The organism is Streptococcus sp. HMSC063B03 (assembly GCF_001836965.1).
Taxonomy (GTDB): domain Bacteria; phylum Bacillota; class Bacilli; order Lactobacillales; family Streptococcaceae; genus Streptococcus; species Streptococcus pneumoniae_F.
In genome coordinates, this window is record NZ_KV831050.1 from 1 (window position 1) to 25,742 (window position 25,742).

The following is a 25,742-nucleotide window of genomic DNA, read 5'->3' on the forward strand; positions in this document are numbered from 1 at the left end:
TTTTTTCTGTCTAACTTTTGGGGTGCAGTTCAAATGAATCGCTTTTTTATATAAGGAGACCGAATGGAAAAGAAAGATAAATAAAATAGATATATTATCTTCTTATAATATTATGATACACAAAAATAGGGGGCTTGTCAATAGAAAAGAAGCAATTTAATTAAAAATATTCTTGTTTTTTAAAATTGCAATTAAATAAGCAATTTTCAGATAATAATTGAAAATTCAAGCTGTTTATGTTATAATGATAGCGATCAAATTCGAGGTGAAAAATGGCACATTTATTAGAAAAAACTAGAAAAATTACTTCTATCCTGAAGCGCTCAGACGAGCAGTTGCAGGAAGAGCTTCCCTACAATGCAATTACCCGTCAATTGGCAGATATTATTGACTGTAACGCCTGTATCGTTAATAGCAAGGGACGTCTCCTTGGTTATTTCATGCGTTACAAAACCAATACAGATCGTGTAGAGCAGTTCTTCCAAACTAAGATTTTCCCTGATGACTATATTCAAGGTGCGAACATGATTTACGATACAGAAGCCAATCTGACAGTTGATCATGATTTGAGTATTTTCCCTGTGGAAAGTCGTGCCGACTTTCCAGATGGTTTGACGACCATTGCACCGATTCATGTATCAGGGATTCGCCTTGGCTCTTTGATTATTTGGCGCAATGATAAAAAATTCGAAGACGAGGACTTGATTCTTGTTGAGATTGCGAGTACCGTTGTTGGGATTCAACTCCTTAATTTCCAACGTGAAGAAGATGAGAAAAATATTCGCCGCCGTACTGCTGTTACCATGGCGGTTAATACCCTTTCTTACTCTGAACTCCGTGCTGTTTCGGCTATTTTAGGGGAATTAAATGGAAATGAAGGGCAGTTGACTGCGTCAGTGATTGCAGACCGTATCGGTATTACCCGTTCTGTGATTGTCAATGCTCTTCGTAAACTTGAGTCGGCAGGGATTATTGAAAGTCGCTCACTTGGAATGAAGGGAACCTATCTTAAGGTCTTGATTTCAGATATTTTTGAAGAAGTGAAGAAAAGAGATTACTAATGACTAAGGCTTTAATTTCGATTGATTATACAGAAGATTTTGTTGCTGATAGTGGGAAGCTGACAGCAGGTGCTCCAGCTCAGGCGATTTCGGATGCCATTAGCAAGGTAACTCGATTAGCTTTTGAACGCGGAGATTACATCTTCTTTACAATAGATGCTCATGAAGAAAACGATTGTTTCCATCCAGAAAGCAAGCTGTTTCCTCCTCACAATTTGATTGGGACTAGTGGACGGAATTTATACGGAGATTTGGGGACCTTTTATCAAGAGCATGGTTCAGACAGTCGTGTCTTTTGGATGGATAAACGCCATTACTCAGCTTTTTCAGGGACTGACCTGGATATCCGCTTGAGAGAGCGTCGAATTTCTACAGTTATCTTAACAGGAGTCTTGACGGATATCTGTGTTCTGCATACAGCTATAGATGCCTATAATCTAGGATATGACATCGAGATTGTTAAACCAGCTGTTGCATCTATCTGGCCTGAAAATCATCAATTTGCCCTAGGTCATTTCAAAAATACACTTGGAGCTAAGTTAGTAGATGAAAATCTAAATGAAATTTCAGAGTAATTTGGTTGATGAAATGAAAAAATTGAAAAAAAGTGTTGACAAGCATCCTAAAAGTTGATATACTAGTAAAGTAATCGACGCGGGGATGGCGGAATTGGCAGACGCGCAGGACTAAGGATCCTGTGACCGCTTTAGGTCGTGAGGGTTCAAGTCCCTCTCTCCGCATAGGATAAGAGTTAGCTTAGGCTAGCTCTTTTGTTTTCATCTAATTCAAGTAGAGCAAAGAATTTTTGCTCTTTTTTTGTATTTCATAAACATTTCATATTTGGATTTTATAATAGTCTTACAAATATGGAGGTGACAAATGAATCCAATCCAAAGAGCTTGGGCTTATGTCAGCAGAAAACGACTGAGAAGTTTTATTTTATTTCTGATTTTGTTGGTCCTATTGGCCGGAATTTCAGCCTGTTTGACTCTGATGAAGTCCAACAAAACAGTTGAAACCAATCTTTACAAATCACTCAATACCTCTTTTTCTATTAAGAAGATAGAAAATGGGCAGACTTTCAAGTTGTCAGACCTAGCATCTGTAAGCAAGATTAAGGGACTGGAAAATGTTTCTCCTGAATTCGAGACGATTGCAAAACTAAAAGACAAGGAAGCAGTGAGTGGTGAGCAGAGCGTCGAACGTGATGACTTGTCAGCTGCGGACAAGAATCTGGTTAGCTTAACGGCTCTTGAGGATTCATCCAAGGATGTTACCTTTACTAGTTCGGCTTTCAATCTAAAAGAAGGCCGACACCTTCAAAAAGGGGATTCCAAGAAAATTATCATCCACGAAGAGTTGGCTAAGAAGAACGGTCTTTCGCTTCAAGACAAGCTTCGCTTGGATGCTGGTCAGTCAGAAGCTGGCAAAGGACAAACGGTCGAGTTTGAAATCGTCGGAATCTTTTCTGGTAAAAAACAAGAGAAATTTACGGGCTTGTCTTCTGACTTCAGTGAAAACCAAGTCTTTACAGACTATGAAAGTAGCCAAAGCCTTTTGGGAAATGGTGAATCTCTAGTCAGTGCAGCTCGCTTTTATGTAGAAAATCCTAAGGAAATGGACGGACTCATGAAGCAGGTGGAAAACTTGGCCTTGGAAAATAACGGCTATCAAGTTGAGAAGGAAAATAAGGCCTTTGAACAAATCAAAGACTCAGTGGCAACCTTCCAAACCTTCCTAACCATCTTCCTTTATGGAATGTTGATAGCAGGAGCTGGAGCCTTAATTCTTGTTTTGTCTCTCTGGTTGAGAGAAAGGGTCTATGAAGTGGGGATTTTACTGGCACTTGGAAAAGGCAAGAGCTCGATCTTCCTACAGTTCTGTTTAGAGGTAGTTTTGGTATCTCTCGGAGCTTTGCTTCCATCCTTTATCGCTGGAAATGCCATTACATCCTATCTGCTCCAAACTGTCCTAGCAAGTGGAGATCAAGCAGTCTTACAAGACACGCTAGCCAAAGCAAGTGGTCTATCAAGTAGTTTATTATCGTTTGCAGAATCCTATGTCTTTCTGCTGTTGATTAGTTGCCTATCTGTAGCCCTTTGTTTCCTATTCTTATTTAGAAAATCGCCGAAAGAAATTTTATCATCTATTAGTTAAGAAGGAGAAATCATGACTTTATTACAATTACAAGATGTTACCTACCGTTATAAGAACACTGCTGAAGCAGTCCTATATCAGATCAATTATAATTTTGAACCCGGGAAATTTTACAGTATTATTGGGGAGTCAGGAGCAGGAAAATCCACTCTCTTGTCCCTCCTAGCTGGTCTAGATAGTCCTGTTGAAGGTTCTATCCTTTTCCAAGGAGAGGATATTCGTAAGAAGGGCTATTCCTACCATCGTATGCACCATATTTCCCTGGTCTTTCAAAATTATAACTTGATAGATTATCTTTCTCCACTGGAAAATATCCGCTTGGTCAACAAAAAGGCAAGCAAGGATACACTGCTTGAGCTTGGTTTGGATGAAAGTCAGATCAAGCGGAATGTTCTCCAGTTATCAGGTGGTCAACAGCAACGTGTTGCCATTGCTCGTAGTTTGGTATCAGAAGCTCCAGTTATTCTTGCAGATGAGCCAACGGGAAATCTGGATCCTAAAACTGCTGGAGATATTGTCGAACTGCTCAAATCACTTGCCCAGAAAACAGGTAAATGTGTCATCGTCGTAACTCACAGCAAAGAAGTGGCACGAGCGTCAGATATTACACTTGAGTTGAAGGACAAGAAACTGACTGAAACTCGCAATACTACGAAATAATATGAGCTTTTTCAGTTATACTCTTCGAAAATCAAATTCAAACCACGTCATCGTCGCCTTACCGTACTCAAGTACAGCTTACGGCTAGCTTCCTAGTTTGCTTTTTGATTTTCATTGAGTATCAGAACTATAAAATAGAACAACATCTAGAAAGGGAACCTATGTTACACAATGCATTTGCTTATGTTACAAGGAAGTTTTTCAAATCGATTGTCATCTTCCTGATTATTCTCCTCATGGCGAGCTTGAGTTTGGTCGGCTTGTCAATTAAGGGAGCTACTGCCAAGGCTTCTCAGGAGACCTTTAAAAATATCACCAACAGTTTCTCCATGCAAATCAATCGTCGCGTCAATCAAGGAACGCCACGTGGTGCTGGGAATATCAAGGGTGAAGACATCAAAAAAATCACCGAAAACAAGGCCATTGAGTCTTATGTTAAACGCATCAATGCCATTGGAGATTTGACTGGCTATGAACTCATCGAAACGCCAGATACCAAGAAAAATCTGACACCTGACCGTGCTAAACATTTTGGAAGTAGCTTGATGATTACAGGTGTCAATGACTCCTCTAAAGAAGACAAGTTTGTCTCTGGTTCTTATAAGTTGGTCGAAGGTGAGCACTTAAACAACGACGACAAGGACAAGATCCTCCTGCATAAGGACTTGGCAGCCAAACACGGCTGGAAAGTAGGGGACAAGGTCAAACTAGACTCTAATATCTACGATGCAGACAATGAAAAAGGTGCCAAGGAAACAGTCGAAGTGACAATCAAGGGACTCTTTGATGGTCACAATAAGTCGGCAGTAACCTACTCACAAGAACTCTATGAAAATACAGCTATCACAGACATTCACACTGCTGCAAAACTTTATGGCTACACAGAAGATACAGCTATTTATGGGGACGCAACCTTCTTTGTAACAGCGGACAAGAACTTGGATGATGTTATGAAAGAGTTGAATGGAATCAGTGGTATCAACTGGAAGAGCTATACACTCGTTAAGAGCTCATCTAACTATCCGGCTCTTGAGCAATCCATCTCTGGTATGTACAAGATGGCCAATCTCCTCTTCTGGGGTAGCTTGAGTTTCTCAGTTCTTCTCCTTGCCCTCTTGCTCAGCCTTTGGATCAATGCCCGTCGTAAGGAAGTGGGTATTCTCCTCTCTATTGGTCTCAAGCAGGCAAGTATCTTGGGTCAATTCATCACTGAATCCATCTTGATTGCCATCCCTGCTCTTGTTTCTGCTTACTTCTTAGCTACTTACACAGCGCGTGCAATCGGAAATACTGTTCTTGCCAATGTCACTTCAGGTGTTGCCAAGCAAGCCAGCAAGGCTGCTCAAGCCTCTAACCTTGGTGGTGGTGCAGAAGTAGATGGCTTTAGTAAGACCTTGTCGAGCCTAGACATTTCCATTCAGACATCAGACTTTATTATTGTCTTTGTCCTTGCTTTGGTTCTAGTGGTTCTCGTTATGGTGCTTGCTTCAAGCAATCTCCTTAGAAAACAACCAAAAGAACTCTTGCTGGATAGCGAATAACAAACTTGCTACCTATTCTCCCCTAAATGGGGTATAATATAGGTAGCATTTTTATCTGTTTTGTCTTGGTAAATCCTCTGTTTATCAGGATGAAAGCAAGTTGCTTTACAAGAAATTTAAAGGAATGTGAAACGTTTTTTCTATGAAAATTTTAATTGTAGAAGATGAAGAGATGATCCGTGAGGGGGTCAGTGACTATTTGACGGATTGTGGCTATGAAACCATTGAGGCTGCAGATGGGCAAGAAGCCTTAGAAAAATTTTCCAGCTATGAAGTAGCCTTGGTTTTACTGGATATCCAGATGCCAAAGCTCAATGGCTTAGAAGTCCTAGCTGAGATTCGCAAAACCAGTCAAGTCCCTGTCTTGATGTTGACTGCCTTTCAGGATGAAGAATACAAGATGAGTGCCTTTGCTTCGCTAGCAGATGGCTATCTGGAAAAGCCCTTCTCCCTCTCCCTCTTAAAAGTGAGGGTGGACGCGATTTTCAAGCGCTATTATGATACGGGACGAGTCTTCTCCTATAAGGATGCCAAGGTGGACTTTGAGAGTTACAGTGCAAGCCTAGCAGGAGAGGGAGTGGCTGTTAATGCTAAAGAGTTAGAAATCCTTGACTACTTGGTGAAAAATGAAGGCCGGGCCTTGACTCGTTCTCAGATAATCGATGCCGTCTGGAAAGCGACAGATGAGGTTCCCTTTGACCGTGTCATTGATGTCTATATCAAGGAACTGCGGAAAAAGTTAGACTTGGACTGCATCCTCACTGTGCGCAATGTTGGTTATAAATTGGAGCGAAAATGAAACGAACAGGTTTATTTACAAAGATATTCATCTACACCTTCTCGATATTTAGTGTTCTGGTTATCTGCCTTCATTTAGCCATTTATTTTCTATTTCCCTCGACTTATCTGACCCACCGTCAGGAAACCATTGGTCAGAAAGCGACAGCCATTGCCCAGTCCCTAGAAGGTAAGGATAGGCAGAGCATCGAGCAAGTGTTAGACTTGTATTCCCAGACTAGTGATATCAAGGGGGTAGTCAAGGGGGAGATGACCGAGGACAAGTTAGAAGTCAAGGACAGTCTTCCTTTGGATACAGACCGCCAGACAACCTCTCTCTTTATTGAGGAGCGTGAGGTGAAAACTCAAGATGGTAGCACTATGACTCTTCAATTTCTAGCTTCCATGGATTTGCAAAAGGAAGCAGAGCAGATTAGTCTTCAGTTTCTACCCTATACCCTGCTGGCATCCTTTCTGATTTCCCTTTTGGTGGCCTACATTTATGCTCGGACCATTGTTGCACCGATTTTGGAAATCAAGCGGGTGACTCGTCGAATGATGGAACTAGATACCCAAGTGCGATTGCGAGTGGATTCTAGAGATGAGATTGGTGATCTCAAGGAACAAATCAATAGCCTTTACCAGCATCTTTTAACTGTCATTGCGGACTTGCATGACAAGAATGAAGCCATTCTCCAGCTGGAGAAGATGAAGGTCGAATTCCTACGAGGGGCTTCTCATGAATTGAAAACACCGCTGGCTAGTTTGAAAATCCTGATCGAAAACATGAAAGAAAATGTCGGTCGTTATAAGGATAGAGACTACTATCTAGGAGTTGCCTTGGGGATTGTGGATGAACTCAATCACCATGTTCTGCAGATACTTTCCCTCTCGTCTGTGCAGGAATTGAGAGATGATAGGGAACAAATTGACCTATACCAGATGACGCAAACTCTAGTCAAGGATTATGCTTTACTAGCTAAGGAAAGAGAACTTCAGATTGACAATAGTTTGATCCATCAGCAGGCTTACTTAAACCCATCAGTGATAAAATTGATTCTGTCTAACCTTATCAGCAATGCTATCAAGCACTCTGTTCCAGGTGGTTTGGTTCGTATTGGAGAGAGAGAAGGAGAAATCTTTATCGAGAATAGCTGTAGTCCTGAAGAACAAGAAAAACTGGCCCAGTCTTTTTCTAGTAATGCTAGTCGCAAGGCCAAAGGGTCTGGGATGGGGCTCTTTGTGGTCAAGAGTCTATTGGAACATGAAAAATTACCTTATCGTTTTGAAATGAAGGAGAATCGTTTGACCTTCTTCATAGCTTTTCCAAAAGTCGCCTAAGACTAGGGAAAGAAAGGGTTTACATAGATGAAGCTAGAAGAAATTCAATCGAAACCGCGGGAAAAACTAGATTTTTTTGTCAAAAAGTGATAAAATGAACAATGTAAATGGGATGACCCATAAAAATATACAGGAGGCCTGATAAAATGGCAATCGTTTCAGCAGAAAAATTTGTCCAAGCAGCTCGTGACAACGGTTATGCAGTTGGTGGATTTAACACAAACAACCTTGAGTGGACTCAAGCTATCTTGCGCGCAGCAGAAGCTAAAAAAGCTCCAGTTTTGATCCAAACTTCAATGGGTGCTGCTAAATACATGGGTGGTTACAAAGTTGCTCGCAACTTGATCGCTAACCTTGTTGAATCAATGGGTATCACTGTACCAGTAGCTATCCACCTTGACCACGGTCACTACGAAGATGCACTCGAGTGTATCGAAGTTGGTTACACTTCAATCATGTTTGATGGTTCACACCTTCCAGTTGAAGAAAACCTTAAATTGGCTAAAGACGTTGTTGAAAAAGCACACGCTAAAGGTATCTCAGTAGAAGCTGAAGTTGGTACTATCGGTGGTGAAGAAGACGGAATTATCGGTAAAGGTGAATTGGCTCCAATCGAAGACGCTAAAGCAATGGTTGAAACTGGAATCGACTTCTTGGCAGCTGGTATCGGTAACATCCACGGTCCTTACCCAGCAAACTGGGAAGGTCTTGACCTTGACCACTTGCAAAAATTGACAGAAGCTCTTCCTGGATTCCCAATCGTATTGCACGGTGGATCAGGTATTCCTGATGAGCAAATCCAAGCAGCTATCAAACTTGGTGTTGCGAAAGTTAACGTTAACACTGAATGCCAAATTGCATTCGCTAACGCAACTCGTAAATTTGCTCGTGACTACGAAGCAAACGAAGCAGAATACGACAAGAAAAAACTCTTCGACCCACGTAAATTCTTGGCTGACGGTGTAAAAGCTATCCAAGCATCAGTTGAAGAACGTATCGACGTATTCGGTTCAGAAGGTAAAGCTTAATCTAGCTGAATAATACAGAGAAGACCTGCCCATTGGGTGGGTTTTTTGTTTCTGGATATATACAGATTATACTGGAAAATTCTTTAACTTAAGTTGCTAAAAGAATGTAATTTTTTACAATGATTCTAAGACTACCCTTGGCTAATGAATATAACAGCTTTACGTCTGTTTTCAAAGGAAATCACTGTCTTTCCCAAAGTAAATTGGAACATATAATTTTTAGGAAGAGAGAGTATCTAAATTAATGATAGAATTTTTATTCAACACAATAATATGTTTTTCTAGTTTTGTGATCTAAGTATAAAAAGCATTCTAATTGATAAAGAAGATAAAAAATTAATAATAAAAACCAATAATAGTTGACTTTTTTGGAAGAAAATCTTAAAATAAGACTATAAAATTCAACGAGGTACTCTATGGAAAATTTACCAACCCAAATTTTTAAGTTTGCTCAAGTATTTTCAACAAGTCACAAGAGAGATATTGAGAAAATATTTTATGATAATGAGTTTGAAACTAAGAATAGTCAACCAATTTTAACTTGGGATTTTATTTATCGTGATATTGTAAATACCGCCAAAGTAAATGATTTAATATCACCCACTATGTGTATGGGGGCTCTGTGGACGGCAAAAGGAGTAATTATTGAGGGTGTTCTATATGTTTTTATGATGAAGAAAAGATTTGAAGATGTAACTGATAAATACGAAAAGCATCACTATCTTACTTGTATAGCACGTGCGAAAAATTCTCATTTAAATGGAAAAGAAGACGGTAAACTATCCATTGAATTATTTAATGATCTGGATGATGATGGGTTGAGTGATTTACAAATTGAACAAGCGAAGAAATTATTGGGAGATCATTATAATTCGATTGATGAGATTAGGGTTGTTACCTTTGATAAAAAAACTAAAGAAGTGATTGTTAATCAGGTAAATGCCTTTTGTGAATTTATTGATGCTGTAAATATCACAGAATTTGATTTTACAAAACTTGAAGAAGATGGACGTGGAAATAATCCTGAGAAACCTCTTGTTGCATTGAAATCTGACGTACAGAAACAATTGGAGTCACAAAAGCATGTCAGTCTTCCTGTTGAAAAGAAGGAAGAGAATACTAAACTATGATATTTTATATAACACAGGAGTAAATAATGCTTCAGATTAGTTTTAATGGTGCTCGCTTAAAAGAGGCAAGACTTTTTAACAAAAAAAGTATTACTCAGATTGCAGAGTTTTTAAACGTTTCAAAACAAATGGTTTCTAAATATGAAAAAGGAAGAGCAACGCCAAGTGAAGAATCGTTAGAAATATTGGAAAAGAAATTAAAGTTTCCGAGAGATTTCTTTTTTGGAAATGATAATTTTAGCTTAAGTTCTACAGGCACATTTTTTAGAAGTCGTTACACAGCGACTCAAACAGAAAAAATGCCTGCAGAAATAAATAAAAATTATGTTGCTTTAATAAGAGATTACTTGGGAGAATTTATTGATTTTCCAAATCTTGACTGGGGTCTTTCTGGTTTAGACTATACTCCACAAGAATACGCAAGCTACATAAGAGAGAAATGGGAACTTGGAGATAGACCAATTGATAACTTGTCGTTGTTGATGGAAGAAAAAGGTTTTGTTATTTCTAGAATAGACACTCAGAGTGATAAAGTTGATGCTTTTGGTTCAGCTGTTAAAGTAAATAATAATGAGTATTATGTTGTTATGTTAGAAGGGACAGAGTATTCATTTTATCGTCAGCAGTTTAGTTTAGCTCATGAATTAGGACATTGGTTAATGCATGAAAATTGTAAGTCGCCTCAAGACATGGGAGCAATTGAATATAAGCAAATGGAAGACGAAGCGAATGAGTTTGCGGCTGAATTTCTATTGCCAAAGGATTCGTTTAAAGCTTCTATCATTGGGCATGAAAATGATCTAGAGTACTACAGGTATCTAAAAAGAATTTGGCAAGTTTCAATTAGTATGATGATAATGCGTGCTAAGTCATTGAATATCATAGATTCTAATGAGTATACAAACTTGTATAAGAAACTTAGTTACAGAGGTTGGAGAAAAAATGAGCCCTTAGATTCAACAAAATTGATTAGCAATCCTCTATCTTTAAAACAGTCAGTAGAGCTATTAGTGGAAAATAGAATTATGATGGACATATCTGCTGATATTTATAGAGTATACAATAAATTGTTGCCTAATTTTTTAATTGAGGATTTATGCGGCTTAGAGGCAGGATATCTTGATGAACTGAATGATAGGTATCCAAATATTATTAGTCTTACTAAAGAAAGAATAAGAAGAACATAGAATAGTCCGAAGCATAATATGTGATTAAACATTTGTAGGGATTGTAGAATTAGGAGAACTATGGATATTGGTATTCGTGCTGATGGAATGACTACATCAGACTTTGAAAATTTTGCCATTGAAATTGTAAAGAAAAAATTTGATAATAGTAGTTTACATGGATTTAAGGAAGGAAGGGATGATGGTATTGACGGCATTGATGATATTGCTTCTCCGTCTCTCGTTATCCAAGCTAAACGCTGGCAGGTAACAAAAAATCATGCTACAGCTGTAAAACTTTTGAAAGAGGAAATTGATAAGATTGCTCTGACTAAAGAAAAATATGGTTGGAAAAATGATTTCAATTATGTTATTGTTACAAGTATGGGCTTATCTCCTGCAAACTTAAAGGAGATACGTGATTACGCAGATACAATAATTCCTAATGCTATTCCAACTGATGATTATATTATATTCTCTTCTACGTTAACAACTCTTTCCCAACATAAAGAATATAGTGAGATTTTTATAAAGTATGGATTGCTGGAGAAAGATATAACAAATGTTTTGAGAAATATTAAGTTGAAAAATATAGAAGCGGAATCAAAAGACTATTTTTCAGATTTTGATGCTCATTATTTTGTTGAAACACGTTTTCTAGGAGAAGCTTATCATATTTTACAAAGGGAGCATATTTTATTAATTCAAGGGCCAGCTGGAATTGGTAAAACAACAACTTGTTCAATGCTTGGAAATCTATTTTTAAATAATAATAAGAATATCTTTGATATCATTATGCGTAGAGTAGAAGATATTAATGAAGTTCTTAGATTATATAATGAAAATTATCGAGATAATGAGGATAGAAATCTTTTTGTCGTTTTTGATGACTTCTTGGGGCGTAATGAGTTTGATGTTGGAGAGAGGGTGTTACAAGATATAAAAAAATTATATTCGGCCTCTACTAACACCAATAACCTTTTTATTTGTTTAAACTCTCGTACTCAAATTCTTCAAGATGCAACATTGATAAATTTTGAGTTTCAAAAACTAATAAATGAAAAATTTTCAGAGGAAAGAAGATTTATTATTGATCTATCTAAGTATTCGGATATAGAAAGAGCTCATATCTTTAGGAAAGTTTTTGAACGAAAAGCAGATTATCTTGACATCGATGACAAGAAAGAACTTGTAGAAAAATATAACAATCTTATTGGAAAGGATTGGAAGAAAATTGTACGACACCGAAATTATTTTCCTAGGTCAATAGAATTAATAGCAAATAATTTCAAGGAAGCTAGCGGAAGTTTTTATGATTATGTAATGTATTATCTTGACCATCCCAATCAGCTTTATAATAATTTATTCGATAATCTGAAGATTGAAGAGAAATATTTGCTATTTTCTTTATTACAATTCGATGCTTATCCTGTTGAAGAAGAGTGGTTAATAAATTCACTTCATACTTTGGAACTTAATCCAATATTTGATTTTAAAAAATCGTTAAAAAAACTAGACGGCTCATGGCTAGCTTTTACAAAGGAAAGCTTTGACAGTATAAGTAAGGTGGACTTTTTTAATCCTAGTATTATTGACTTTTTAAATGATAAATTAAAAGAGTATCCCAATATAACCCAAAAATTAACTCAGAATTCTATTTATCTTCATCAATTATGTAAAGGATGTGGTAGTTATATTTTAGGTGAATTAACTGACACACAGGCTATGTTTTTTAGTAAACTATTAGCTAACTGGAACAACTTCAAAGATAAAGATGATTTTATTGGCGAAAAAATTCTATCCATTATATATTTAAATCAATTTTCAAAATTTAAGACTGATTTTGAGGAGTTGCTGAGAATATATGATGGGCGGAATAATTTAAATATTTATCAGAATGGGTGGAGTAATATTATTAGTCAGATTTATTTTTCTGATAATAAAGCAATGAAAAGAGTATTCCTGAGTATTCTTGATGATAAAAGTGTTTTAGATAAGCTAGTAAATAGTCCTTATCTTGATTCGGAAGAACTAGATGCTATTGTAAATACAATAAGTGAGATAATTTATGAGGTAAGTAAAGCAGATGATGATTATCAAGAAGGTTCTTTAAAAGAGATGTACTGCTATAGCGTTTTTAGACAGAAAAAAATTGAGTTACTCCAAGATTATTTAGACAGTAGCAGCACTTTGGAAAAGGAAGACGTTGATTGTACTAATGACCCAGATGGCTTTGATTTGGATTGGGAAGTTGAAGAACAAATATCAGAATTTGAAAATAGAATAACAGAGCAGTTATTAGGGGGGGTCTATGAATGGGATGATATCTCAGTAGAAAATTTTGATTATTCAAGTTTACAATACCATCTTGAAGAATATTTGCAGTGGAAATATGATAGCATTTCATACGCAGATGAAGCCTATGATAGATGGAGAGATTCTCAACTGGAAGAAAGGGTGACATTAGAAAGCATTTTAAACAAACCACTGTTATAGTTTAGAAAGTAAGGTGCTAGACTAATCTCAGAAGTCACTAGAATCTTACAGACACAACCTATTGTTTGTACAATAATATTCTGAAAAAATAAAATAATGTAGTATTGGCTTTTTAGTTTCATTCTTGTGTTTTAGTCTCCACATTTGTATTTCACAAAATCAGTTTACAAAAGGAAAATGAATTACTAACATCTAATGAATGTCTTTGATATCAGAAAACGATTTTACTTAGTTCACATGGGAATTTGATAGGAATACTACTACATCACTTTGATTCCAGTTTTGATTATTAAAAATGGGAGCAGATGACCTTTCCAGATTGTTTTCTAATTGATAGAAATGGGATTGTGAAAAGAATTATGAAAGATTAGTGCTTTAATTAAATAGTGAATCATATTAATCAAAATAGTTTGATTTTTATAATTGGTAGCCTGCCTATGAAGGTGGGTTTTTTGTTTCTGGATATATACAGATTATACTGGAAAATTCTTAAACTTAAGTTGCTAAAAGAGTCTAATTTTTGTACAATAATGCTATGAAAACACTGAAAAAATCAGCCCTTGTCCTTCTTAGTTTCCTTATGTTGTTTTTAGTAGGGACATTTATCTTTCATCGTATCAGCTTAGAAAAGGAACAAGACTCTCTAACTCCTATGGGTAAAACTGTTCTCGTTAATGGGCACAAAATCAATGTTTACGTTGAGAGGGATGGTCCAGAGACAATAGTAGTTCTATCAGGTGCTGGAATTGCTTCACCTATATTAGATTTTAAGAATCTAACAGATTCCCTATCAAAAAAATATAAAATTGTCGTAGTAGAGAGAGCTGGCTATGGTTATAGCGAGGATAGTAATCAATCCAGAGATGTGATGCAGGTTCTTTCTGAAACTCGTCAAGCCTTGTCACAGGCTAATCTTTCAGGTCCATTTATCATCATATCACATTCAATGGCTAGTCTAGAGAGTCTGGCTTGGCAAGAGAAGTATCCAGATGAAGTGAAAGCCTTGATTGGTTTGGATTGGGCATTACCAGCAAGTTATGAGGATTTAAAGGATAATCAGGCCTTGCTTACTGTGGCTTATTGGAGCAGTAAGATTGGCTTATTACGCTATTTCCCTGAGTCCTTATATATAAAAAATCCAACTCTGACTGAAGCTGAACGACAACAATATAAATTACTAGCATATAAGCAGTTGATATCACAAGCCATGCTTCATGAATCCCGTTTGGCAAAGGAAAATGCCAAGAAAGTTCCCTCTAGCATCAATCCGAAAATTCCCACCTTATTACTGGTGTCTAACGGTGAAGGCATGACCTTTAGCCAATCAGAATGGCAGCATTATGCAGAGAAATTTTCTAGTGACCAGTCTAATGTTCAAGTCATCTATATGGATGTGCCTCACGAACTTTATCATTATCAAAGTCATGAACTTATTTCTCGCATTAAAGAATTTTTAGAGAATAATTGAGGGCTTAAAAATCCATTGAGACTGATGACAATAATTGAAAGGTAATGACTTATGAATAATTCTTATATTTTACTTAGACATGCTCATTCAAAATTTTCAAGTGATGATTTTAATAGAACTTTGTCAGAAAAAGGATTTTCATCTCTTGACCAGTTAGAGTTTTTGAATTCTTTTAATATTGATCATTATTTTTCTAGTCCTTATAAACGAGCATTTGAAACGATTAATAGCTCGCCAATTCAATTTGATAAAATAGTTCTTGATAATCGGTTACGAGAGCGAAAATTATCTTCAACCTTTATAAAAGATTCTGAGTTTGAAGACAGTATTAAATATTTATGGCAAAATCCCAGTGAATCTCTTTCAGAAGGGGAATCAAATCAAGATGCACTAGCTAGAGTACTAAATTTTTTAATGGAATTGGAAGAGAGATACTCAGAAAAAACGATTTTACTTAGTTCACACGGGAATTTGATAGGAATACTACTACATCATTTTGATTCCAGTTTTGATTATGAAAAATGGGAGCAGATGACCTTTCCAGATTGTTTTCTAATTGATAGAAATGGGATTGTGAAAAGAATTATGAAAGATTAGTTCTTTGATTAAATAGTGATTCTTATTGATCAAAATAGTTTGCCTTTTTACAATTCGTAGCCTGCCCCTAATGGCAGGTTTTTTGGTGTTTTAAGGAAACTATTTAACATAATTTTTGATTAAAAGCATCATTTTAAGAGAGAAATCTCTAATTTCATAATCTATAAGCAAACGCTTGCATTCCTTTTTTTATTGGATTATAATAGGTTGGTATAAATACTTCTGTAATAATATTGAGAAGGTGTAGAAAGTAAGGATTTAGAATTTTTGTAGTTAAAAATACAAAGTTGTTTCTTACTAAAGGGAGATAGATATGGCAATGATAGAAGTGCAACATCTTCAGAAAAATTTTGTGAAGACAGTGAAGGAACCGGGTTTGAAGGGAGCTTTGCGCTCCTTTATTCATCCTGAAAAGCAGACATTTGAAGCGGTCAAGGATTTAACCTTTGAAGTTCCAAAAGGGCAGATTTTAGGATTTATAGGGGCAAATGGTGCTGGGAAGTCAACCACCATCAAAATGCTGACAGGGATTTTAAAACCGACATCTGGTTTTTGTCGGATTAACGGCAAGATTCCCCAGGATAATCGCCAAGATTATGTCAAGGATATTGGAGTCGTTTTCGGACAACGCACCCAGCTATGGTGGGATTTGGCACTCCAAGAGACCTACACGGTCTTGAAGGAAATTTACGATGTGCCAGACTCTCTTTTCCATAAGCGCATGGACTTTTTGAATGAAGTTTTGGATTTGAAGGAATTTATCAAGGATCCTGTGCGGACTCTTTCACTAGGTCAACGGATGCGGGCGGATATTGCGGCTTCCTTGCTTCACAATCCCAAAGTTCTCTTTTTAGATGAACCGACTATTGGTTTGGATGTGTCGGTCAAGGATAACATTCGTCGGGCTATTACTCAAATCAATCAGGAGGAAGAAACCACCATTCTCTTGACTACTCATGACCTGAGCGATATTGAGCAACTCTGTGATCGGATCTTTATGATTGATAAGGGGCAGGAGATTTTTGATGGAACGGTGAGCCAACTCAAGGAGACCTTTGGTAAGATGAAGACTCTCTCCTTTGAACTGCTACCAGGTCAAAGTCATCTCGCTTCTCACTATGAAGGCCTGCCTGATATGGCCATTGATAGACAAGGGAATAGTCTCAACATTGAATTCGATAGTTCTCTCTACCAATCAGCTGATATTATTAAGCAAACTCTGTCTGATTTTGAAATCCGCGATTTGAAGATGGTGGATACGGATATTGAAGATATTATCCGTCGCTTCTACCGAAAGGAGCTCTAAGATGGACAAATTGTGGAGACGTTATAAACCCTTTATAAATGCAGGTGTTCAGGAGTTGATTACCTATCGAGTCAACTTTATTCTCTATCGGATCGGCGATGTCATGGGGGCTTTTGTGGCCTTTTATCTCTGGAAGGCTGTCTTTGATTCTTCGCAAGAGTCTTTGATTCAGGGCTTTAGTATGGCAGATATCACCCTCTACATCATCATGAGTTTTGTGACCAATCTTCTGACTAGGTCAGATTCGTCCTTTATGATTGGGGAGGAGGTCAAGGATGGTTCCATTATCATGCGCTTGTTGAGACCAGTGCATTTTGCGGCCTCCTATCTTTTCACCGAGCTTGGTTCCAAGTGGTTGATTTTTATCAGCGTTGGCCTTCCATTTTTAAGTGTCATTGTTTTGATGAAAATCTTATCTGGGCAAGGGATGGTAGAAGTGCTGGGATTAACTGTTCTTTATCTTTTTAGCTTAACGCTGGCCTATCTGATTAACTTTTTCTTTAATATCTGCTTTGGATTTTCTGCCTTTGTGTTTAAAAATCTATGGGGTTCCAACCTACTTAAGACTTCCATAGTGGCCTTTATGTCGGGGAGTTTGATTCCCTTGGCTTTCTTTCCAAAGGTTGTTTCAGATATTCTGTCCTTCCTGCCTTTTTCATCCTTGATTTACACTCCGGTCATGATTATCGTTGGGAAATACGATGCCAATCAGATTCTTCAGGCGCTCGCTTTGCAGTTTTTCTGGCTCTTAGTGATGGTGGGCTTATCTCAGTTGATTTGGAAACGAGTCCAGTCCTTTATTACCATTCAGGGAGGTTAGTATGAAAAAATATCAACGCATGCATCTGATTTTTATCAGACAATATATCAAGCAAATCATGGAGTACAAGGTCGATTTTGTGGTTGGTGTCTTGGGAGTTTTTTTAACTCAAGGCCTGAACCTCTTGTTTCTCAATGTCATCTTTCAACACATCCCATCCCTAGAAGGTTGGACTTTTCAAGAAATTGCTTTTATCTATGGCTTTTCCTTGATTCCCAAGGGACTGGACCATCTCTTTTTTGATAATCTCTGGGCATTGGGACAACGCCTAGTGCGAAAAGGAGAGTTTGACAAGTATCTGACTCGTCCTATCAATCCCCTCTTCCACATCCTAGTCGAGACCTTTCAGATTGATGCCTTGGGCGAACTCTTGGTCGGTGGTATTTTACTGGGAACAACCGTAACTAGCATTGCTTGGACTCTTCCAAAATTCCTGCTTTTCCTAGTTTGTATTCCTTTTGCGACCTTGATCTACACTTCCTTGAAAATTGCGACAGCCAGCATCGCTTTTTGGACCAAGCAGTCAGGAGCCATGATTTACATTTTTTATATGTTTAATGACTTTGCCAAGTATCCGATTTCCATTTACAATTCTTTTCTTCGATGGTTAATTAGCTTTATCGTGCCCTTTGCCTTTACGGCCTACTATCCTGCTAGTTATTTCTTGCAGGGCAAGGATGTAATCTTTAACATCGGGGGTTTGATGTTGATTTCCCTTCTTTTCTTTGTCATTTCCCTTAAACTTTGGGATAGGGGCTTAGATGCCTACGAAAGTGCGGGTTCTTAAGTTTAATACTATCAAAGCCTTATCTCAGGACAGGCTTTTTCTAATAGAGATGAAAATTTCTTGACTTCCATACTCAGAGTTCTATACTATAATCGCAATCGCCGATTTAGCTCAGTTGGTAGAGTAAGGCACTCGTAAAGCCTAGGTCACAGGTGAACATATGACTGAAGATTTGCAAAATTAGATATGTAGGAAATAACCGTTAAGCCTTTTTCTTAGCGGTTATTTCTATTATTTAATAGCATTGATATTTCATCAATTATGTCTGTATCTGTGATTCTGGTAGTGCTTCAACTTGATTGCTACTATTTTTGATGGTGTGAATTTGCTTATAATGTATCTCAGTTAAGTACGAAATTTTTATATCTTTTTTAACACATATTAAAAATAAAATTAATACCCCTTAATTTTTCTTGACTTAAATTTTTTTAATTGATATACTATTTTTCAGAGAGCTAACAATTATATATAAATGTACTACTCTATTTCCTAGATAATACTTAGTAAAACTTTTTATAACAAAGGCTAGCAAAGTTAAAGTTTTCTATCTATTGGAAGTTAAATAAATATGTAAGGAATTAAAATGAAAAAAAGTACAGTATTGTCATTAACCACAGCTGCAGTTATTTTAGCAGCATATGTCCCTAATGAGGTAGTCTTAGCAGATACATCTAGTTCTGAAGATGCTTTAAGTATCTCTGATAAAGAAAAAGTAGTAGATAAACAAAAAGAAAACAAAGAAAAACATGAAGATATTCATAATGCTATAGAAACTTCAAAGGATACTGAAGAGAAGAAAACAACAGTTATTGAGGAAAAAGAAGTTGTTAGTAAAGAATCTGTGATAGCCAATAAAACTAACAATGAAAAAGCAACAATCAAAAAAGAAGATTCCAATCAATACAAAGGAGATAATGCAAACTCGTCTGCAAGTAAAGACACAGAAAATCCCAAAAAAGAAGATAGAGTTGTCTATATTGCTGAATTTAAAGATAAAGAATCTGGAGAAAAAGCAATCAAGAAACTATCAAATCTTAAGAATACAAAGGTTTTATATACTTATGATAGAATTTTTAATGGTAGCGCTATTGAAACAACCAAAGATACTCTAGACAAAATTAAACTAATAGAAGGTATTTCATCGGTTGAAAGGTCACAAAAAGTCCAACCTATGATGAATCATGCTAGAAAAGAAATTGGAGTTGAAGAGGCAATCGATTACCTAAAATCTATCAATGCACCATTTGGGAAAAACTTTGATGGCAGAGGTATGGTTATTTCAAATATCGATACGGGGACAGATTATAGGCATAAGGCTATGAGAATCGATGATGATGCCAAAGACTCAATGAGATTTAAAAAAGAAGACTTAAAAGGTACTGATAAAAATTTCTGGTTGAGTGATAAAATTCCTCATGCTTTCAATTATTATAATGGTGGTAAAATTACTGTAGAAAAAGCTGATGATGGAAGCGATTATTTTGATCCACATGGGATGCATATTGCAGGGATTCTTGCGGGAAATGATACTGAAAAAGATATCAAAAACTTTAACGGAATAGATGGAATTGCGCCTAATGCACAGATTTTTTCTTATAAAATGTACTCTGACGCAGGATCTGGCTTCGCAGGGGATGAAACAATGTTTCATGCTATTGAAGATTCCATCAAACACAATGTCGATGTTGTTTCGGTATCATCTGGCTTTACAGGAACGGGCCTTGTAGGTGAGAAATATTGGCAAGCTATTAGAGCGTTAAGAAAAGCAGGCATTCCAATGGTTGTAGCTACGGGTAACTATGCAACTTCTGCTTCAAGTTCTTCATGGGATTTAGTGGCAAATAATAATCTGAAAATGACCGATACTGGAAATGTAACACGAACTGCAGCACATGAAGATGCGATAGCAGTTGCTTCTGCTAAAAATCAAACAGTTGAGTTTGACAAAGTTAAGATTGGAGGAGAAAGTTTTAAATATAGAAATATAGGGGCCTTTTTCGATAAGAATAAAATCATAACAAACGAAGATGGTTCAAAAGCTCCTAGTAAATTGAAATTTGTATATATAGGCAAAGGTCAAGACCAAGATTTGATAGGTTTGGATCTTAAGGGCAAAATTGCAGTAATGGATAGAATTTATACAAAGGATTTAAAAAATGCTTTTAAACGAGCAACGGATAAGGGCGCACGCGCCATTATGGTTGTAAATACTGTAAATTACTACAATAGAGATAATTGGACAGAGATCCCAGCTATGGGATATGAGGAGGATGAAGGAACTACTAGTCAAGTTTTCTCAATTTCAGGAGATGATGGTGTAAAGTTATGGAACATGATTAACCCTGATAAAAAAACTAAAGTCAAAAGAAATAATAAAGAAGATTTTAAAGATAAATTGGAGCAATACTATCCAATTGATATGGCAAGCTATAATTCTAATAAACCGAATGTAGGTGACGAAAAAGAGATTGACTTTAAGTTTGCACCTGACACCGACAAAGAACTGTATAAAGAAGATATTATAGTCCCAGCAGGGTCTACATCTTGGGGGCCAAGAACAGATTTACTTTTAAAACCGGATGTTTCAGCACCTGGTAAAAATATTAAATCCACTCTCAATGTCATTAATGGGAAATCAACTTATGGTTATATGTCAGGGACTAGTATGGCAACTCCAATCGTGGCAGCTTCTACTGTTTTGATTAGACCAAAGTTAAAGGAAATGCTTGAAAGACCTGTATTGAAAAATCTTAAGGGAGATGACAAAATAGATCTTACAAGTCTTACAAAAATAGCCCTACAAAATACTGCACGTCCTATGATGGATGCAACGTCTTGGAAAGAAAAAAGTCAATACTTTGCATCACCTAGACAACAGGGGGCAGGGCTAATTAATGTGGCTAATGCATTGAGAAATGAAGTCGTAGCGACTTTTAAAAATACGGATTCTAAAGGTTTAGTAAACTCTTATGGTTCTATTTCTCTTAAAGAAATAAAAGGAGATAAAAAATATTTTACAATTAAGCTTCACAATACATCAAACAGACCTTTGACCTTTAAAGTTTCAGCATCAACCGTAACTACAGATGCTCTAACTGACAGACTCAAACTGGATGAAACATATAAAGATGAAAAATCTCCAGATGGGAAGCAAATTGTTCCAGAAATTCACCCAGAAAAAGTCAAAGGAGCAAATATCACATTTGAGCATGACACTTTCACTATAGGACCAAATTCTAGCTTTGATTTAAATGCGGTTATAAATGTTGGAGAGGCTAAAAACAAAAATAAATTTGTAGAATCATTTATTCATTTTGAGTCAGTGGAAGAAATGGAAGCTCTGAACTCCAATGGGAAGAAAACAAATTTCCAACCTTCTTTATCGATGCCTCTAATGGGATTTGCTGGGAATTGGAACCACGAACCAATCCTTGATAAATGGGCCTGGGAAGAAGGTTCAAAATCAAAAACAATGGAAGGTTATGATGATGATGGTAAACCGAAAATTCCAGGAACCTTAAATAAGGGGATTGGTGGAGAACATGGTATAGATAAATTTAATCCAGCAGGAGTTATACAAAATAGAAAAGATAAAAATACAACATCTCTAGACCAAAATCCAGAATTATTTGCTTTCAATAACGAAGGGATCAACGCACCATCATCAAGTGGTTCTAAGATTGCTAAAATTTATCCTTTAGATTCAAATGGAAATCCTCAAGATGCTCAACTTGAGAGAGGATTAACGCCTTCTCCCCTTGTATTAAGAAGTGCAGAAGAAGGATTGATTTCAATAGTAAATACAAATAAAGAGGGAGAAAATCAAATTGACTTAAAAGTCATTTCGAGAGAACACTTTATTAAAGGAATTTTGAACTCTAAGAGAAATGATGCAAAGGGAATCAAATCTTCTAAACTAAAAGTTTGGGGTGACTTGAAATGGGATGGACTCATTTATAACCCTAGAGGGAAAGAAGAAAATGCACCAGAAAGTAATGACAAAAAAGATCCTGCTACTAGGATAAGAGGTCAATTTGAACCGATTGCAGAAGGTCAATATTTCTATAAATTTAAATATAGATTAACTAAAGATTATCCATGGCAGGTTTCCTATATTCCTGTAAAAATTGATAACACAGCCCCTAAGATTGTTTCGATTGATTTTTCAAATCCTGAAAAAATTAAGTTGATTACAAAGGATACTTATCATAAGGTAAAAGAGCAATACAAGAATGAAACTTTATTTGCGAGAGATCAGAAAGAACATCCTGAAAAATTTGACGAAATTGCCAACGAAGTTTGGTATGCAGGAGCCGCTCTTGTTAATGAAGATGGAGAGGTTGAGAAAAATCTTGAAGTAACTTATGCAGGTGAGGGTCAAGGAAGAAATAGGAAACTTGACAAAGACGGAAATACCATTTATGAAATTAAAGGCGCAGGAGATTTAAGAGGAAAAATCATTGAAGTCATTGCATTAGATGGCTCTAGTAATTTCACAAAGATTCATAGAATTAAATTTGCTGATCATGCTGATGAAAAGGGGATGATTTCCTATTATCTAGTAGATCCTGATCAAGATTCATCTAAATACCAAAAGCTTGGCGAGATTGCCGAATCTAAATTTAAACATTTAGAAAATAGAAAAGAGGATAGTCTTAAAAAAGATGCAACTGAAGTAGAACATCATCAAGACAATGAAGAGGCTACCGAAGAAAAATCTAGCTTTACTATCAATAAAGCCATTTCAACAATTAGAGACTTTGAAAGCAAAGACTTAAAGAAACTCATTAAAAAGAAATTTAGAGAAGTTGATGACTTTACAAGTGAAACTGGTAAGAGAATAGAGGAATACGATTATAAATACGATGATAAGGGAAATATCATTGCGTATGACGATGGTAGTGCCTTACAATATGAAACTGAAAAACTTGACGAAATCAAATCAAAAATTTATGGTGTTCTAAGCCCGTCTAAAGATGGACACTTTGAAATTCTTGGAAAGATAAGTAATGTTTCTAAAAATGCCAAGGTATATTATGGAAATAACTATAAATCTATAGAAATCAAAACGACTAAGTATGATTCCCACTCAAAAACGATGACATTTGATTTATACGCTAATATTAATGATATTGTGGATGGATTAGCTTTTGCAGGAGATATGAGATTCTTTGTTAAAGATTATGATCAGATAAAAGCTGAAACTAAAATTAGAATGCCTGAAAAAAATAAGGAAACTGAAACAGAATATCCCTATGCATCAAGTTATGGGAATGTCATAGAATTAGGAGAAGGAGATCTTTCAAAAAATAAACCAAACAATTTAACGGACATGGAATCTGGTAAAATCTATGCTGATTCAGAAAAACAACAATATCTATTAAAGGATAACATCATTCTAAGAAAAGGCTATGCACTAAAAGTGACTACCTATAATCCTGGAAAAACAGATATGTTAGAAGGAAATGGAGTTTATAGCCAGGAAGATATAGCAAAAATCCAAAAGGCCAATCCTAATCTAAGAGTCTTATCAGAAAAAATAATTTATGCTGATAGTAGAAATGTTGAAGATGGAAGAAGTACTCAATCAGTGTTAATGTCGGCTTTAGACGGCTTTAACATTGTAAGGTATCAAGTGTTTACCTTTAAAATGAATGATAAAGGGGAAGCAATCGATAAAAATGGAAATCTTGTGACAAATTCTTCTAAACTTGTATTATTTGGTAAGGATGGAAAAGAGTACACAGGAGAGGATAAGTCCAATGTAGAAGCTATAAAAGAAGATGGTTCTACGTTATTTATTGATGCAAAACCAGTAAATCTTTCAATGGACAAGAACTACTTTAATCCATCTAAATCTAATAAAATTTATGTACGAAATCCAGAATTTTATTTAAGAGGTAAGATTTCTGATAAGGGTGGTTTTAACTGGGAGTTGAGAGTTAATGAATCGGTTGTAGATAATTATTTAATCTATGGAGATTTACACATTGATAACACTAGAGATTTTAACATTAAGCTTAATGTTAAAGACGGTGACATCATGGACTGGGGGATGAAAGACTATAAAGCAAACGGATTTCCAGATAAGGTAACAGACATGGATGGAAATGTTTATCTTCAAACTGGCTATAGCGATTTGAATGCGAAAGCGGTTGGAGTACACTATCAATTTTTATATGATAATGTCAAACCAGAAGTAAACATTGATCCTAAGGGAAATACTAGTATCGAATATGCTAATGGAAAATCTGTAGTCTTTAATATCAATGATAAAAGAAATAATGGATTCGATGGTGAGATTCAAGAACAACATATTTATGTAAATGGAAAAGAATACAAATCATTTGATGATATTAAACAAATAACAGACAAGACACTAAACATTAAAATTGTTGTAAAAGATTTTGCAAGAAATACAACCGTAAAAGAATTCATTTTAAACAAAGATACGGGAGAGGTAAGCGAACTAAAACCTCATACAGTAACTGTGACCATTCAAAATGGAAAAGAAATGAGTTCAACGATAGTGTCGGAAGAAGATTTCATTTTACCTGTCTATATGGGCGAATCAGAAAAAGGATATCAATTTGATGGTTGGGAAATTGCTGGTTTCGAAGGGAAAAAAGATGCTGGTTATGTTATTAATGTGTCAAAAGATACACTTATAAAACCTGTATTCAAGAAAATAGAGGAGAAAAAGGAGGAGGAAAATAAACCTACTTTTGATGTATCCAAAAAGAAAGATAAGCCACAGGTAAATCCTAGTCAATTAAATCAAAATCATAGAAAAGAGGACTTACAAAGAGTAAATCATTCACAAAAATCTGATTCAACTAAGGATGTTACAACTACAGTTCTTGATAAAAACTTTGAAAATAAGAAGGAAGTCCATCTTAATGAACAAGAGAACATAGCTAATAAACATACTAACATTGATAGTAAGTCGGATACTAACCATTCTGACAGGTTGCCAAAAACCGGAACAGTTAGAGAAGTTCTTACACCATTCATTGCTGGAATATTGTTTATAATAGGAGCACTTCTTGGATTGAAGAAAAAAGATTAAGATTAAGATAAAAACTGTAGAAAAAATGTTTATATGTTGAGATTAGATACTGTGATGGTTAAACAGTTTGCTGACAATTACTATTTAATACTTAATTCTTAAGTTTACATTGATAATTATACTCTTTTAGAATGTATTAATGGACTTCATTTAGATAACAAAAAATCTTCTTATTACAGATAGGAAGATTTTTTGGACTCTACTGATTTCACAAAATACGGTATCGAACTATATATTCAAAATTGTGCTTTTACAATTATAGTAAAAACTCAAGATTTATTTGATGAAGTACAGTCTATATGAAATATGATAAGAAACTACACCTATTAGAATTTTTA

The 25,742-nt window shown here is 35.9% G+C and carries 17 protein-coding genes and 1 tRNA gene; all 18 read left to right on the forward strand.

All coding sequences use genetic code 11. The features are described 5' to 3' along the window. The first annotated feature begins 272 nt into the window (after positions 1-272). The 18 genes from codY to HMPREF2628_RS06390 all read left to right on the forward strand — a co-directional run bounded on the left by codY (position 273) and on the right by HMPREF2628_RS06390 (position 25,404). Positions 273-1,061 (forward strand): GTP-sensing pleiotropic transcriptional regulator CodY, encoded by a 789-nt coding sequence (gene codY, locus HMPREF2628_RS06305; protein WP_000940721.1) that lies wholly within the window; start codon positions 273-275, stop codon positions 1,059-1,061. Further along, positions 1,061-1,636, forward strand: coding sequence for a cysteine hydrolase family protein (locus HMPREF2628_RS06310; protein WP_042750413.1), 576 nt, complete (start codon positions 1,061-1,063; stop codon positions 1,634-1,636). Before codY ends, HMPREF2628_RS06310 begins: the two co-directional genes overlap by 1 nt. Positions 1,637-1,715: 79 nt before the next feature. Continuing rightward, positions 1,716-1,801 (forward strand) — tRNA-Leu (locus HMPREF2628_RS06315). A gap of 139 nt (positions 1,802-1,940) precedes the next feature. After that, positions 1,941-3,218, forward strand: coding sequence for an ABC transporter permease (locus HMPREF2628_RS06320; RefSeq protein ID WP_070842663.1), 1,278 nt, complete (start codon positions 1,941-1,943; stop codon positions 3,216-3,218). Between the two features lie 12 nt (positions 3,219-3,230). Next, positions 3,231-3,878 carry an ABC transporter ATP-binding subunit Vex2 gene (gene vex2 / locus HMPREF2628_RS06325; protein ID WP_070842664.1) on the forward strand — a complete coding sequence of 216 codons (648 nt, stop codon included), beginning with the start codon at positions 3,231-3,233 and terminating at the stop codon, positions 3,876-3,878. Between the two features lie 161 nt (positions 3,879-4,039). After that, a complete protein-coding gene (gene vex3 / locus HMPREF2628_RS06330; RefSeq protein WP_070842665.1) occupies positions 4,040-5,419 on the forward strand; it encodes an ABC transporter permease subunit Vex3 in 1,380 nt (459 codons plus the stop codon). A 142-nt stretch (positions 5,420-5,561) separates the two neighbouring features. Then, positions 5,562-6,218: a response regulator transcription factor VncR gene (gene vncR, locus HMPREF2628_RS06335; protein WP_070842666.1), complete on the forward strand. Its 657-nt coding sequence runs from the start codon at positions 5,562-5,564 to the stop codon at positions 6,216-6,218. Beyond that, positions 6,215-7,537 (forward strand): sensor histidine kinase VncS, encoded by a 1,323-nt coding sequence (vncS, locus tag HMPREF2628_RS06340; protein ID WP_070842667.1) that lies wholly within the window; start codon positions 6,215-6,217, stop codon positions 7,535-7,537. The genes vncR and vncS overlap by 4 nt, the downstream gene beginning before the upstream one ends. A gap of 146 nt (positions 7,538-7,683) precedes the next feature. Then, the gene (locus tag HMPREF2628_RS06345; protein ID WP_001018997.1) at positions 7,684-8,565 is read left to right on the forward strand and encodes a class II fructose-bisphosphate aldolase; all 882 of its coding nucleotides are present in this window, start codon (positions 7,684-7,686) and stop codon (positions 8,563-8,565) included. Positions 8,566-8,981: 416 nt separating this feature from the next. Beyond that, a complete protein-coding gene (locus HMPREF2628_RS06350) occupies positions 8,982-9,695 on the forward strand; it encodes a DUF5986 family protein (protein ID WP_070842668.1) in 714 nt (237 codons plus the stop codon). Positions 9,696-9,721: 26 nt separating this feature from the next. Beyond that, positions 9,722-10,882 (forward strand): XRE family transcriptional regulator, encoded by a 1,161-nt coding sequence (locus tag HMPREF2628_RS06355; protein WP_070842669.1) that lies wholly within the window; start codon positions 9,722-9,724, stop codon positions 10,880-10,882. Positions 10,883-10,942: 60 nt separating this feature from the next. Next, positions 10,943-13,357: an ATP-binding protein gene (locus HMPREF2628_RS06360; protein ID WP_070842670.1), complete on the forward strand. Its 2,415-nt coding sequence runs from the start codon at positions 10,943-10,945 to the stop codon at positions 13,355-13,357. Between the two features lie 535 nt (positions 13,358-13,892). Next, positions 13,893-14,825, forward strand: a complete 933-nt coding sequence (locus tag HMPREF2628_RS06365; RefSeq protein ID WP_070842752.1) for an alpha/beta fold hydrolase — start codon at positions 13,893-13,895, stop codon at positions 14,823-14,825. Positions 14,826-14,876: 51 nt separating this feature from the next. Beyond that, positions 14,877-15,422 carry a histidine phosphatase family protein gene (locus HMPREF2628_RS06370; RefSeq protein WP_061408643.1) on the forward strand — a complete coding sequence of 182 codons (546 nt, stop codon included), beginning with the start codon at positions 14,877-14,879 and terminating at the stop codon, positions 15,420-15,422. 313 nt (positions 15,423-15,735) lie between these two features. Next, the gene (locus HMPREF2628_RS06375; protein WP_070842671.1) at positions 15,736-16,728 is read left to right on the forward strand and encodes an ABC transporter ATP-binding protein; all 993 of its coding nucleotides are present in this window, start codon (positions 15,736-15,738) and stop codon (positions 16,726-16,728) included. Position 16,729: 1 nt separating this feature from the next. After that, positions 16,730-17,548 (forward strand): ABC transporter permease, encoded by an 819-nt coding sequence (locus HMPREF2628_RS06380; RefSeq protein WP_070842672.1) that lies wholly within the window; start codon positions 16,730-16,732, stop codon positions 17,546-17,548. A 1-nt stretch (position 17,549) separates the two neighbouring features. Then, the gene (locus tag HMPREF2628_RS06385) at positions 17,550-18,335 is read left to right on the forward strand and encodes an ABC transporter permease (RefSeq protein ID WP_070842673.1); all 786 of its coding nucleotides are present in this window, start codon (positions 17,550-17,552) and stop codon (positions 18,333-18,335) included. 583 nt (positions 18,336-18,918) lie between these two features. Further along, on the forward strand, positions 18,919-25,404 hold the full coding sequence (locus tag HMPREF2628_RS06390; RefSeq protein WP_070842674.1) for a S8 family serine peptidase: 6,486 nt from the start codon (positions 18,919-18,921) through the stop codon (positions 25,402-25,404). The last annotated feature ends 338 nt before the right edge of the window (positions 25,405-25,742 follow it).

Bases quoted from the DNA above. Each gene is read 5' to 3' on its own strand.
- HMPREF2628_RS06345 (WP_001018997.1), top strand. From the start codon at position 7,684: ATGGCAATCGTTTCAGCAGAAAAATTTGTCCAAGCAGCTCGTGACAAC.
- HMPREF2628_RS06360 (WP_070842670.1), top strand. From the start codon at position 10,943: ATGGATATTGGTATTCGTGCTGATGGAATGACTACATCAGACTTTGAA.
- HMPREF2628_RS06350 (WP_070842668.1), top strand. From the start codon at position 8,982: ATGGAAAATTTACCAACCCAAATTTTTAAGTTTGCTCAAGTATTTTCA.
- HMPREF2628_RS06320 (WP_070842663.1), top strand. From the start codon at position 1,941: ATGAATCCAATCCAAAGAGCTTGGGCTTATGTCAGCAGAAAACGACTG.
- HMPREF2628_RS06310 (WP_042750413.1), top strand. From the start codon at position 1,061: ATGACTAAGGCTTTAATTTCGATTGATTATACAGAAGATTTTGTTGCT.
- HMPREF2628_RS06365 (WP_070842752.1), top strand. From the start codon at position 13,893: ATGAAAACACTGAAAAAATCAGCCCTTGTCCTTCTTAGTTTCCTTATG.
- vncS (WP_070842667.1), top strand. From the start codon at position 6,215: ATGAAACGAACAGGTTTATTTACAAAGATATTCATCTACACCTTCTCG.
- vex3 (WP_070842665.1), top strand. From the start codon at position 4,040: ATGTTACACAATGCATTTGCTTATGTTACAAGGAAGTTTTTCAAATCG.
- codY (WP_000940721.1), top strand. From the start codon at position 273: ATGGCACATTTATTAGAAAAAACTAGAAAAATTACTTCTATCCTGAAG.
- HMPREF2628_RS06355 (WP_070842669.1), top strand. From the start codon at position 9,722: ATGCTTCAGATTAGTTTTAATGGTGCTCGCTTAAAAGAGGCAAGACTT.
- HMPREF2628_RS06385 (WP_070842673.1), top strand. From the start codon at position 17,550: ATGAAAAAATATCAACGCATGCATCTGATTTTTATCAGACAATATATC.
- vncR (WP_070842666.1), top strand. From the start codon at position 5,562: ATGAAAATTTTAATTGTAGAAGATGAAGAGATGATCCGTGAGGGGGTC.
- HMPREF2628_RS06375 (WP_070842671.1), top strand. From the start codon at position 15,736: ATGGCAATGATAGAAGTGCAACATCTTCAGAAAAATTTTGTGAAGACA.
- HMPREF2628_RS06370 (WP_061408643.1), top strand. From the start codon at position 14,877: ATGAATAATTCTTATATTTTACTTAGACATGCTCATTCAAAATTTTCA.
- vex2 (WP_070842664.1), top strand. From the start codon at position 3,231: ATGACTTTATTACAATTACAAGATGTTACCTACCGTTATAAGAACACT.
- HMPREF2628_RS06380 (WP_070842672.1), top strand. From the start codon at position 16,730: ATGGACAAATTGTGGAGACGTTATAAACCCTTTATAAATGCAGGTGTT.
- HMPREF2628_RS06390 (WP_070842674.1), top strand. From the start codon at position 18,919: ATGAAAAAAAGTACAGTATTGTCATTAACCACAGCTGCAGTTATTTTA.